We start from the raw sequence: 11,535 nt of genomic DNA on the forward strand, positions 1-11,535 counted from the left end.
GGGAAGAGGCCCGGACGGAATCGTCCGGGCCTCTTCCCTGGGTGCGAACCGCCGCCGGTCTCAGCCGACGACTGTCCAGGTGTCGCCGCCGGCCAGCAGAGCGGCGAGGTCACCCTTGCCGTCTCGCTCGATGGCCTGGTCGAGCTGGTCGGACATCTGGGTGTCGTAGACGGGCCGGTCGACGGAGCGCAGCACGCCGATGGGGGTGTGGTGCAGGGTGTCGGGGTCCGCGAGGCGGGAGAGGGCGAAGGCGGTGGTGGGGGATGCGGCGTGGGCGTCGTGGACCAGGATGTCGGCTTCGTTGTCGGCGGTGACGGTGACGACCTTCAGGTCGCCGGTGGCCGGGTCGCGGACGACGCCCTTCCCCGCGCCGGTGCCGAAGCGGATGGGCTGCCCGTGTTCCAGGCGGATCACGGCTTCCTCGGCCCGCTGCTTGTCCTTGAGGGCTTCGAAGGCGCCGTCGTTGAAGATGTTGCAGTTCTGGTAGATCTCGATCAGGGCGGTGCCGGGGTGCTCGGCGGCCTGGCGCAGGACCTCGGTGAGGTGTTTGCGGTCGGAGTCGACGGTGCGGGCGACGAAGGAGGCTTCCGCACCGATCGCCAGGGAGACCGGGTTGAAGGGTGCGTCCAGGGAGCCCATCGGGGTCGACTTGGTGATCTTGCCGACTTCGGAGGTGGGGGAGTACTGGCCCTTGGTCAGGCCGTAGATCCGGTTGTTGAAGAGGAGGATCTTGAGGTTGACGTTGCGGCGCAGGGCGTGGATCAGGTGGTTGCCACCGATGGAGAGGGCGTCGCCGTCGCCGGTGACGACCCAGACGGACAGGTCGCGGCGGGAGGTGGCCAGGCCGGTGGCGATGGCGGGGGCGCGGCCGTGGATGGAGTGCATCCCGTAGGTGTTCATGTAGTACGGGAACCGGGAGGAGCAGCCGATGCCGGAGACGAAGACGATGTTCTCCTTCGCCAGGCCGAGCTGGGGCATGAAGCCCTGCACGGCGGCGAGGATGGCGTAGTCGCCGCAGCCCGGGCACCAGCGGACTTCCTGATCGGACTTGAAGTCCTTCATGGACTGCTTGCCCTCTGCCCTGGGGACGAGGGAAAGCGCCTCGATCGTGCCTGTTCCCTCCGTGGACGTCTCAGCCATCGATGGCCTCCTTCAGGACCGTGGCGAGCTGCTCCGCCTTGAACGGCATGCCGTTGACCTGGGTGTACGACTGGGCGTCGACCAGATACCTGGCCCGGACGAGGGTGGCGAGCTGGCCGAGGTTCATCTCGGGGATCACGACCTTGTCGTACCTTTCCAACACCGTGCCGAGGTCGTGCGGGAAGGGGTTGAGATGACGCAGGTGCGCCTGCGCGATCGCCTCCCCCGCGCTGCGCAGCCGGCGCACGGCGGCGGTGATGGGCCCGTACGTCGAACCCCAGCCCAGGACCAGGGTCCGCGCCTCGTCCGGGTCATCGACCTCCAGGCCGGGGACGTCGATGCCGTCGATCTTGGCCTGGCGGGTGCGGACCATGAAGTCGTGGTTGGCCGGGTCGTACGAGATGTTCCCGGTGCCGTCCTGCTTCTCGATGCCGCCGATCCGGTGCTCCAGCCCGGGGGTGCCCGGCACGGCCCAGGGACGGGCGAGGGTGTGCGGGTCGCGTTTGTACGGCCAGAACACCTCGGTGCCGTCGTCCAGCGTGTGGTTCGGGCCCTGGGTGAACTGCACCGCGAGGTCCGGCAGCTCGTCCGGCTCCGGGATCCGCCACGGCTCGCTGCCGTTGGCGAGGTAGCCGTCCGAGAGGAGGAAGACCGGGGTGCGGTAGGTCAGCGCGATCCGCGCGGCCTCCAGCGCGGCGTCGAAGCAGTCGGCCGGGGTGCGCGGGGCGACGACGGGGACCGGCGCCTCTCCGTTGCGCCCGTACATCGCCTGCAAGAGGTCGGCCTGCTCGGTCTTGGTGGGCAGACCGGTCGAGGGGCCGCCGCGCTGGATGTCCACGACCAGCAGCGGCAGCTCGAGTGAGACCGCGAGCCCGATCGTCTCGGACTTCAGTGCCACACCGGGGCCGCTGGTGGTGGTGACGGCGAGTGATCCGCCGAAGGCGGCACCCAGCGCGGCGCCGATACCGGCGATCTCGTCCTCGGCCTGGAAGGTCCGCACGCCGAAGTTCTTGTGCCGGCTCAGCTCGTGCAGGATGTCCGACGCGGGGGTGATGGGGTAGGAGCCGAGGAAGAGGGGCAGGTCGGCCTGGTGGGAGGCGGCGATCAGGCCGTAGGCCAGCGCCAGGTTCCCGGAGATGTTGCGGTATACGCCCGGCGGGAAAGCCGTGGACGCCGGAGCCACCTCGTAGGAGACCGCGAAGTCCTCCGTGGTCTCACCGAAGTTCCAGCCCGCCCGGTACGCGGCGATGTTCGCCGCGGCGATGTCGGGCTTCTTCGCGAACTTGGCCTTCAGGAACTTCTCCGTGCCCTCGGTGGGCCGGTGGTACATCCAGCTCAGCAGCCCGAGCGCGAACATGTTCTTGCTGCGCTCGGCCTCCTTGCGGGTGAGGTCGAACTCCTTGAGTGCCTCGACGGTCAGAGTGGTCAGCGGCACCGGGTGCAGGTGGTAGCCGTCGAGGGAACCGTCCTCCAGCGGCGACGAGTCGTAACCGACCTTCTGCATCGCCCGCTTGGTGAACTCGTCCGTGTTGACGATGATCTCCGCACCGCGCGGCAGGTCGTCGATGTTCGCCTTCAGCGCGGCCGGGTTCATCGCGACCAGCACGTTGGGTGCGTCACCGGGGGTGAGGATGTCGTGGTCGGCGAAGTGCAACTGGAACGACGAGACACCCGGCAGGGTGCCGGCGGGTGCCCGGATCTCGGCGGGGAAGTTCGGCAGCGTCGACAGGTCGTTGCCGAACGACGCGGTCTCCGAGGTGAAACGGTCGCCGGTGAGCTGCATCCCGTCGCCCGAGTCCCCCGCGAACCGGATGATCACCCGGTCCAGCCGGCGGACGTCCTTCGCCCCGACCGGTTTGCGCTGCTCTCCCACGACGGTTCCGTCGGCCTGCTCCGCTGGGCTGCTGACCTGGCTGGTCACTGAACTGGACCTCCCTCGAGGCGGCTGTCAGGGGACTGGTCTCCCACCGACCGTCCCAGCATCAACCCTACGTCCGCAGGGGTTGACTTCCGGTGGACATTCGCATGATGGACACGACTTCCCGATGGCCCGCCGCCCTGGTATTCCATGGTTTTCCAGCCCTCCGACCCTCGTGACTTCCGTGCAGACGCACCCTGTTCGTACTTCGGCTTCTCGTGCGCTCGGACAGGCAGCCGGTCCGCCGGGACCGACGGCTGGTTCCGAGGTGTGGGCTGCTGATGTCAGGAATTGAGATACGTGAGTACGGCCAGTACCCGACGGTGATCACCGTCGCTCGGGGACAGACCCAGCTTCATGAAGATGTTGCTGACGTGCTTCTCGACGGCCCCGTCGCTCACGACGAGCTGCCGGGCGATCGCCGAGTTGGTCCGGCCCTCGGCCATGAGGCCCAGAACCTCCCGCTCCCGCGGGGTCAGCCCCGCGAGGACGTCCTGCTTGCGGCTGCGCCCGAGCAACTGAGCGACCACCTCCGGATCCAGGGCCGTACCGCCCTGCGCCACGCGCACCACCGCGTCCACGAACTCCCGCACCTCGGCCACCCGGTCCTTGAGCAGGTAGCCGACGCCGCGACTCGAACCGGCCAGCAGTTCCGTTGCGTAGCGTTCCTCCACGTACTGCGACAGCACCAGTACGCCGAGACCGGGGTGTGCCTTGCGCAGCTGCACCGATGCGCGCACACCCTCGTCGGTGTGTGTCGGCGGCATCCGTACGTCCGCCACCACGACGTCCGGCAGCTCGCCCTGCGCGTCCAGCTCGGTGATGGTCTTGATCAGTGCCACACCGTCACCGACACCGGCGACGACGTCGTGCCCGCGGTCGGTCAGCAACCGGGTCAGCCCCTCTCTGAGCAGCACTGAATCCTCGGCGATGACCACCCGCACCCTGTCCTCCACGATCTTCGGCCCCCCACAGCCTGTCGTCGCGTGGCCCGCGCGGCCCGTGCCGCGTCCACGAACCGTCCGTGCGACAGGTCCAGCATTCCACCATCGGGGGCCGGATGGGTTCGGGCAACGGGAAGAGCGATGGGTCAGTCCGGGTCCGGCTGCTCGGTGGCCGGTTTCCGATCACGCCGTCGGGGTCCCGGGGGGAGGGGGAGGGAGGGGGAGAATAGGGGTCCGGCGTTATTGGCCGACGGCGCGACACGACCTACGACGTGCCACGACGCCACGACGCCACGACGCCACGACGCGACGACGCGACGACGCGACGACGCCACGACGCCACGACGCGACGACGCCACGACGCCACGACGCCACGACGCGACGACGCGACGACGCGACGACGCGACGACGCCACGGCGCCACGGCGCCACGGCGCGACGGCGCGACGGCGCGACGGCGCGACGTGGCGAGCGTGGCGTGGCGGACGTGACGTGGCGTGGAGCATGCGGTGCGGCGCGGGGGTGTCAGTGGTGCGCCACGTGGCGGCTCACCCGGCCACCGGCTCGTTCCGCCACGGCAGCTCCGCCGTCACCCGCGTCGGCCCGCCGGCCGGTGAGTCCACCACGAGGATGCCGTCCACCGCGTCGAGCCGCTCCGCCAGTCCCGCCAGCCCCGACCCGGCCCCCACGGCCGCCCCGCCCACGCCGTTGTCCACGACCTGGAGCATCAGCCGGTTCTCCACCCGCCAGACCTCCACGGCGGCCGACGTGGCCCGCGCATGCTTGCTGATGTTCTGCAGCAGCTCCGAGACGGTGAAGTACGCGATGCCCTCGATCGCCGACGCCGGCCGCTCCACCAGGTCGACCTCAACCCGCACCGGTACGGCGCAGCGGGAGGCGACCGAGGAGAGCGCCGCGTCCAGGCCGCGGTCGGTCAGGACGGCGGGGTGGATGCCCCGGGCCAGGTCCCGCAGCTCCTGGAGCGCCGTCTTCACCTCGCCGTGCGCCTCGTCCACCATGACCGCCGCCGCCTGCGGGTCCTCCCTCAGCTTCTCCTTGGCCAGGCCCAGATCCATGGCCAGGTTGACGAGGCGGGCCTGTGCTCCGTCGTGCAGGTCGCGTTCGATGCGGCGCAGGTCGGCCGCCGCCGTGTCCACCACGACCCCCCGGCCCGACTCCAGCTCCACCACCCGCGTCGCCAGCCGCGACGGCCCGAGCAGCCCGTGCACCATCAACCGGTCCACCGTCGTCAGGGCCCGGACGATCCACGGCGTCGCCAGCGTGAACAGAAGGCCGACCATCGCGGTCACGGTGATCTCGAAGGGATTGTCCAAGTAGACCCGGTGCGTCTGGTCGCCGTAGAGCTGGAGACCGTCCTGGCCGACGTACATCGGGAACACCCAGAACCACAGCGGGTATGTCAGCATCGCCCAGCCGAAAGCCCAGACGTTGACGGCGACGACGAACGAGAACACCGACCACGGGAACTGCAGTATCGCGTACAGCACGCTCCGCCAGGAGGTGCCGCTCTTGAGTACGGCTCCCATCCAGCCCATCGCGCCCTGCTTCTTCATTCGCAGCGGCTCCGGGTCGGACACCTCGAGACCCAGCAGGGCGCGGGCCCGCGCCCGTTCCATCGCGCCGAGGGCACGGCATCCGGCAAGGGCCGCCGCCAGTACCGGGACGCCCAGGAACGTCACCAGCAGGCCCGCTCCCAGCGACATCATCGTGACGGCGTACGTGAAGAGCAGGATGCCGATCGGCAGGCTCAGCAGCACGTAGCCGAATTCCCGCCAACTGCGTGCCTCGAACGGTGCCCGCAGCCCTGCCGGCAGCCGGTGACGCCTCGCACCGGTGCCTCCAGGGAAGTCGAGCCCGCTCCCGAACCCGTAACTCTGTCCGTGTTCCGTGGCCATCGGTGCCGTCCTTCTCCTCGTCCTACGGCTGTGCTGTCGTAACTCCACCCTCCTCGACCGCACACTCACGGGCCATGGAGCTCGTCGGCGTCTCAAGAGGGGGGTTTTCCCCACCCCCGAGGGGCGGCGAAAGAGGGGGATGTGCACGGAGGTGGGAATGCCGATGGGGTTGGGCGCGGACGCGGACGCGGACGCGGGTGGGGCTGGGGGATGAGGCCGGGGGATGGGTATGGGGCTGGAGGATGGGGATGGAGCGGGGTGTGCCCCTGCCGTCTGGCCATTGGTCGGTGGTGTCCGAGCTGCCCCCGTCGGTCTCGGCGGTGTCCGGGGGTGCCCGTCGGTCTCGGCGGTGACCGACCTGCCCCCTCGCCGGTCGTCGGGGCGGGCGGTCCACTCAGTGGTCTCGTGGTCCGTTACCTCGTAGTGGAGGCGCGGGAGGTGTCCCGGGCCTCCTCGCGGTCGCGCCACGGCAGCTCGGCCGTGACTGCTGTCGGGCCGCCCTCGGGTGAGTCGACGACGAAGAGGCCGTCGACGGCTGTCAGCCGTTCGGCGAGGCCCTTCATCCCCGTACCGCCGTCGAGGCGTGCGCCTCCGCGGCCGTCGTCCCCCACCTGTATGAGCAGTCGGTCGGACGACCGCCACACCTCCACGGACGCGGACTTCGCCCCACTGTGCTTGCTGATGTTCTGCAGCAGTTCCGAGACGGTGAAGTAGGCGATGCCCTCGATGGCCGCCGCGGGGCGCTCCGCCAGGTCGACGGTCACCTTGACCGGCACGGTGCAGCGGGAGGCGACCGAGGAGAGCGCCGCGTCCAGGCCGCGGTCGGTCAGGACGGCGGGGTGGATGCCCCGGGCCAGGTCCCGCAGCTCCTGCAGGGCCAGCTTCACCTCGCCGTGCGCCTCGTCGACCATGGCCGCCGCCGCGTCGGGGTCCTCCAGGAGCTTCTCCTTGGCCAGGCCCAGTCCCATGGCCAGGTTGACCAGGCGGGCCTGTGCTCCGTCGTGCAGGTCGCGTTCGATGCGGCGCAGGTCGGCCGCCGCCGTGTCCACCACGACCCCCCGGTCCGACTCCAGCTCGGCGATCCGCCGTTCCAGCTCGTCGGACGGGGACAACAGTCCGCGCACCATCGCCCGGTCGGCGTTGGCCAGGCCCCGAGCGATGAACGGCAGTACCGGCCACAGCACGAACAGCGACGTCAACGTGATGACGAAGGTGAGGATGCCCCAGGGGAGCCGTATGAAGTCGTACAGGACGGTGCGCCAGCCCACCGGGTCCTTCAACGACATCCACAACTGTGCGAAGAGCCCGTCCCCCTTCCGCCACGGCAACCGGCTCGGTTCGTCCACCCGCACCCCGAGCAGTGCCCGCGCCCGCGCCCGCTCCAGCTTGCCCAACTGCCGTGCGCCCAGCAGCCCGGCCGCCAGCAGCGGGAACCCGATCACCGTGACCGTCAACCCGACGCCGACGGCCAGCATCGTCACGACGTAAGTGAATGCGAGCAGCGACGCCGGGAGATTCGCCAGCAGGTGGGAGATCTCCTTCCAGGTGTGCCAGTCGTAGGCGAAACGCGCCGGCGGCGGGCGGTCACCGGGCGCTGCGCCGGTGTTACCGGCAGGGGTCGGTGTCGAGAGACGTTCGGTCATACGAGTCAGCGTGCCGTGCGGAGCGGCGCCGCGCCATGAGGTGGACCGCCGGAACGCACTGAGGAAAACCCCACCCCTCACGTCCAAAGGTGCGACGGGCTGCTTACCGTCTCTTTATCAGGCCCTAGACTCCCGTGCGTACAGATCGTCGAACAGCAGCGTTCGGGACAGGGAGCGAGGGACGCAGGTGCCGGAACCGACCGTCGGCGATGTGAGCGCCGTCCATGTGACCGTCGCTGACACCACCGTCGATGACGCGACCGTCGAGCTGGCCGCCGACTATTTCCAGTCCTACTCGGTCGTCGGACTGCTCGCCCTCGTGGGCGTGCTCTTCGTCGCCGTCGCCTTCGGAGCCGGGCGCCTGCTGCGGCCGGTGGTCCCGACGCCCGAGAAGCTGCTGACGTACGAGTGCGGTGTCGACCCCGTCGGCGAGGGCTGGGCCCACACTCAGGTCCGCTACTACGTCTACGCTTTTCTGTACGTCATCTTCGCGGTCGACTCGATCTTCCTGTTCCCCTGGGCGACGGTCTTCGCCGACCCCGGTTACGGCGCGACGACCCTCGTGGAGATGTTCATCTTCCTCGGCTTCCTCGCCGTAGGGCTGTTGTACGCATACAAGAAGGGCGTCCTGTCATGGACGTGAACCCCTCCGAACCCGTGCTCCTTCCCGAGCCCAAGAGGCTGGGCGCGCTCGCACGCCTCGCCCCCGAGCCCATGAAGGTGGTCCTGAACTGGGGCCGCCGGTACTCCCTCTGGGTCTTCAACTTCGGCCTCGCCTGCTGCGCGATCGAGTTCATCGCCGCGTCGATGGCCCGCCACGACTTCATCCGGCTCGGCGTCATCCCGTTCGCGCCGGGCCCCCGCCAGGCCGACCTGATGGTGGTCTCGGGCACGGTGACCGACAAGATGGCGCCGGCCGTCAAGCGCCTGTACGAACAGATGCCGGAGCCGAAGTACGTCATCTCCTTCGGCGCCTGCTCCAACTGCGGCGGCCCCTACTGGGACTCCTACTCCGTGACGAAGGGCGTCGACCAGATCATCCCGGTCGACGTCTACGTTCCCGGCTGCCCGCCGCGCCCCGAGGCGTTGCTCCAGGGGATCCTGAAGCTCCAGGAGAAGATCGCCCGGGAGTCGCTGGGGGAGCGGTACGGCAGCCCGCCGCGGCCGTCGGCGGCCGCACTGCGGAGCGGCCTCGTGCGACCGCCGGCTCCTGACACCGCTCCCGAAACCGCCCCCGCCCCGGACTCCGCCGGGGAGCGGGCCTCGGACCCGGGGGAGGCGCGATGACCGCGGTCGGCTGGCTGCCCGCCGACGCCGAGGAACTCTTCGGCACGGAGGCCACGGCCGAGGAAATGTACGACGTCCTCACCGTGGACGTGCCGCCGGCGTCCTGGATCTCCGCCCTGGAGACCGCCCGCGACCGGGTGGGCTGCACGTACTTCGACTGGCTGAGCGCGGTCGACGAACCGGGCACGGGTTTTCGCGTCGCGGCGCATGTCGTGGCTCTCGGACCGGTGCGCCGACTGCTGGTGCGCACGACGGTTCCGCACGAGTCCCCAGTGCTGCCCACCGCCGTCGCGGTGTACGCGGGTGCGGCCTGGCACGAGCGCGAGACCCACGAGATGTTCGGCGTCGTCTTCGAAGACCACCCCGCGCTGGACCACCTGCTCCTGCCGGAGGGTTTCGAGGGCCACCCCCTGCGGAAGGACTTCGTCCTCGCCGCCCGCGTGGCCAAGGCCTGGCCCGGGGCCAAGGAGCCGGGCGAGTCCGACCACGGCGGTCCCCGGCGCCGTCAGATGCTGCCGCCAGGCGTCCCCGATCCCAACGAGTGGGGCCCGCTGAAAGGCCAGCTGCCCCCCGCTCCGGGCCGCCCGGCACGCGGGGCGGGGCGTGCGGCGGGGGAGCGCCCGGCCCGCGCGGCAGGTGACCGCCCGCCCCGTCGCACCCGCACGGCCACCGAAGGCTCCGCCAGTCAGACGGCATCCGGTGCCGACACTCCGGCTTCTCCTCGCCGTTCCCGCACGGCCGCGGAGGGCTCCGTCAGTCAGACGCCCCCCGCTGCCGAGCACTCGGCTGCCCCGCCGGTCAGGCGTGCGCGGAGCGCGAGCGAGGGCTCCGCATCCCAGCGGGCGGGCGCTCCGACGGACGAGCCCGCCGCGGAGACTGCGGCTGGGCAGGGCTCGGCCGGGCGGGGCTCGGCTGGGCAGGGCTCGGTAGAGCGGGGCTCGGCTGGGCTGGACGGCGGCGGGTCGGCGGCCCCGCGGACTGGACGTGCCCGCAGCGCCGGTGAAGACGCGGCGTCGCAGCGGGCCGGATCGGGCGGCACCGCGGCTTCCCGGCGTACCCGGAGCGCGTCGGAGGGCTCAGCGAGCCAGCGCGCCGCCTCCGCCTCGGGCGCCGGGGCGGCGGACGAGACGGTCGTCGGCCCCATCCCCGTCGGGGACGACGCTGCCACGACCCCGACCACCGACGAACCGGCCCCGAAGGCGACCCCCGCCGCACCCCGCAGCCCGGACGCCCCATGGCACCACGCCCGTCCCGCCTTCGACGAGGCAGGGCGGGGGCAGGAACCGGAACCAGGACAAGGCCAGAAACCGGGACCCGAGCAGGGCCAGGAACCGGAAGCTGCGCAGGGCCAGGAACCGGAAGCTGCGCAGGGCCAGGAACCGGAAGCCGGGCAGGGCGCCGAGGCACCGCCAAGCCTCAAGCCGGCTCCGAGGCCGGAGGCGGCTCCAAGCCCCGAGGCGCGCGAAGCCACCGAAACCCGGCCCGAGCCCGGCACCTCCGACACTCCCGATGCTTCGGGCGAGCCTGCCTCTCCGGATGAGCCTGCGGCTTCGGCTGAGCCTGTGCCGTCGGGGGAGCCTGCCTCTTCGGACGAGCCTGTGCCGTCGGGCGAGCCCGGCCCCAACGGCGAGCCCCAGGCACCCGACGACACCGATACCCCGTCCGCCTCCGACACGCCCCAGAACCAGAACCGCCCGAACTCCTCAGGAGGTCAGCAGTGAACGACGCGCTCGACGTCACCCTGCGCCTTCTGATCGTTTTCGTCGTCTTCCTCACCTTCCCCCTGATCGTGGGCCAGACCGAGCACAAGGTGATGGCCCACATGCAGGGCCGCCTGGGCCCGATGCACGCCGGTGGCTTCCACGGCTGGGCCCAGCTCGTCGCGGACGGGGTGAAGTTCGCGCAGAAGGAGGACGTGGTCCCCGCCGACGCGGACCGCCGTATCTTCCAGCTGGCCCCCGCCGTGGCCCTCCTGCCGTACCTGCTGGTTCTCCTGGCCATCCCCATCGGCCCCGGAGAGGGCGCGGTCGGTCAGGTAGTCGACGCGGGCATCTTCTTCGTTCTCGCCGTCATGGGCGTGGGCGTTCTCGGCTCGCTCATGGCCGGCTGGTCCTCCGCCAACAAGTTTTCCCTCCTTGGCGGCCTGCGCACCGCCGCCCAGCTCCTCGCGTACGAACTCCCGATGCTGCTCACCGCCGCCTCCGTGGCGATGGCGGCCGGCACGGTCTCGCTCGTCGGCATCCTCGACGCCTTCGAGTGGTGGTGGCTGCCCTGGCAGATCGTGGGCGCGATCGTCTTCTTCGTCGCCGGGCTGGCCGAACTGCAACGGCCCCCGTTCGACATGCCCGTCGCCGACTCCGAGATCATCTTCGGTGCCTACACCGAGTACACCGGTCTGCGCTTCGCCCTGTTCCTCCTCGCCGAGTACGCCGGGATCGTCGTCCTGTGCGGCCTGACCACCGTCCTCTTCCTGGGCGGCTGGCACGGCCCCTGGGGAGCCGACGGCCTCGGCTGGGTGTGGACCCTGCTGAAGACGGCCGTCCTGGCCTTCGTCGTGATCTGGCTGCGAGTGACCTACCCGCGCCTGCGCGCGGACCAGCTCCAGAAGCTGTCCTGGACCCTCCTCGTCCCCCTTTCCCTCGCCCAGATCGCCCTCACCGGCATCGTCAAGGTGGTGATCCAGTAACC

9 protein-coding genes are annotated in these 11,535 nt (G+C 70.6%); 4 read left to right on the top strand and 5 right to left on the bottom strand.

Annotation, left to right across the window (positions count from 1 at the left end; all coding sequences use genetic code 11):
* Positions 1-60: 60 nt before the first annotated feature.
* From ACZ7G3_RS00640 to ACZ7G3_RS00660, 5 genes are all read right to left on the bottom strand, one after another.
* A complete protein-coding gene (locus ACZ7G3_RS00640) occupies positions 61-1,140 on the bottom strand; it encodes a 2-oxoacid:ferredoxin oxidoreductase subunit beta (RefSeq protein WP_470922681.1) in 1,080 nt (359 codons plus the stop codon).
* Positions 1,133-3,061: a 2-oxoacid:acceptor oxidoreductase subunit alpha gene (locus ACZ7G3_RS00645; protein WP_470922682.1), complete on the bottom strand. Its 1,929-nt coding sequence runs from the start codon at positions 3,059-3,061 to the stop codon at positions 1,133-1,135. The genes ACZ7G3_RS00640 and ACZ7G3_RS00645 overlap by 8 nt, the downstream gene beginning before the upstream one ends.
* A gap of 281 nt (positions 3,062-3,342) precedes the next feature.
* Positions 3,343-4,002 (bottom strand): response regulator transcription factor, encoded by a 660-nt coding sequence (locus tag ACZ7G3_RS00650; RefSeq protein ID WP_470923174.1) that lies wholly within the window; start codon positions 4,000-4,002, stop codon positions 3,343-3,345.
* A 547-nt stretch (positions 4,003-4,549) separates the two neighbouring features.
* The gene (locus ACZ7G3_RS00655; protein ID WP_470922683.1) at positions 4,550-5,917 is read right to left on the bottom strand and encodes a sensor histidine kinase; all 1,368 of its coding nucleotides are present in this window, start codon (positions 5,915-5,917) and stop codon (positions 4,550-4,552) included.
* A gap of 413 nt (positions 5,918-6,330) precedes the next feature.
* The gene (locus tag ACZ7G3_RS00660) at positions 6,331-7,560 is read right to left on the bottom strand and encodes a sensor histidine kinase (protein WP_470922684.1); all 1,230 of its coding nucleotides are present in this window, start codon (positions 7,558-7,560) and stop codon (positions 6,331-6,333) included.
* A 187-nt stretch (positions 7,561-7,747) separates the two neighbouring features.
* Here ACZ7G3_RS00660 and ACZ7G3_RS00665 point away from each other — a divergent pair, with 187 nt between their 5' ends.
* Genes ACZ7G3_RS00665 through ACZ7G3_RS00680 form a run of 4 tightly spaced genes read left to right on the top strand, consistent with a single transcriptional unit; the run spans position 7,748 to position 11,533 of the window.
* Entirely contained in the window at positions 7,748-8,203 is a 456-nt protein-coding gene (locus ACZ7G3_RS00665; protein ID WP_426599821.1) for an NADH-quinone oxidoreductase subunit A, read from the top strand.
* Complete coding sequence (locus tag ACZ7G3_RS00670; RefSeq protein ID WP_470922685.1) at positions 8,194-8,847, top strand: NADH-quinone oxidoreductase subunit B; 654 nt, start codon at positions 8,194-8,196, stop codon at positions 8,845-8,847. The genes ACZ7G3_RS00665 and ACZ7G3_RS00670 overlap by 10 nt, the downstream gene beginning before the upstream one ends.
* Entirely contained in the window at positions 8,844-10,568 is a 1,725-nt protein-coding gene (locus tag ACZ7G3_RS00675; RefSeq protein ID WP_470922686.1) for an NADH-quinone oxidoreductase subunit C, read from the top strand. The genes ACZ7G3_RS00670 and ACZ7G3_RS00675 overlap by 4 nt, the downstream gene beginning before the upstream one ends.
* Positions 10,565-11,533 carry a complex I subunit 1/NuoH family protein gene (locus tag ACZ7G3_RS00680; protein ID WP_470922687.1) on the top strand — a complete coding sequence of 323 codons (969 nt, stop codon included), beginning with the start codon at positions 10,565-10,567 and terminating at the stop codon, positions 11,531-11,533. The genes ACZ7G3_RS00675 and ACZ7G3_RS00680 overlap by 4 nt, the downstream gene beginning before the upstream one ends.
* Positions 11,534-11,535: the final 2 nt, after the last annotated feature.

It is taken from the genome of Streptomyces sp. NPDC037271 (genome assembly GCF_055603605.1).

Coding starts and splice junctions, on each gene's coding strand:
- ACZ7G3_RS00655 (WP_470922683.1), bottom strand. CDS start 5,917: ATGGCCACGGAACACGGACAGAGTTACGGGTTCGGGAGCGGGCTCGAC.
- ACZ7G3_RS00675 (WP_470922686.1), top strand. CDS start 8,844: ATGACCGCGGTCGGCTGGCTGCCCGCCGACGCCGAGGAACTCTTCGGC.
- ACZ7G3_RS00640 (WP_470922681.1), bottom strand. CDS start 1,140: ATGGCTGAGACGTCCACGGAGGGAACAGGCACGATCGAGGCGCTTTCC.
- ACZ7G3_RS00670 (WP_470922685.1), top strand. CDS start 8,194: ATGGACGTGAACCCCTCCGAACCCGTGCTCCTTCCCGAGCCCAAGAGG.
- ACZ7G3_RS00660 (WP_470922684.1), bottom strand. CDS start 7,560: ATGACCGAACGTCTCTCGACACCGACCCCTGCCGGTAACACCGGCGCA.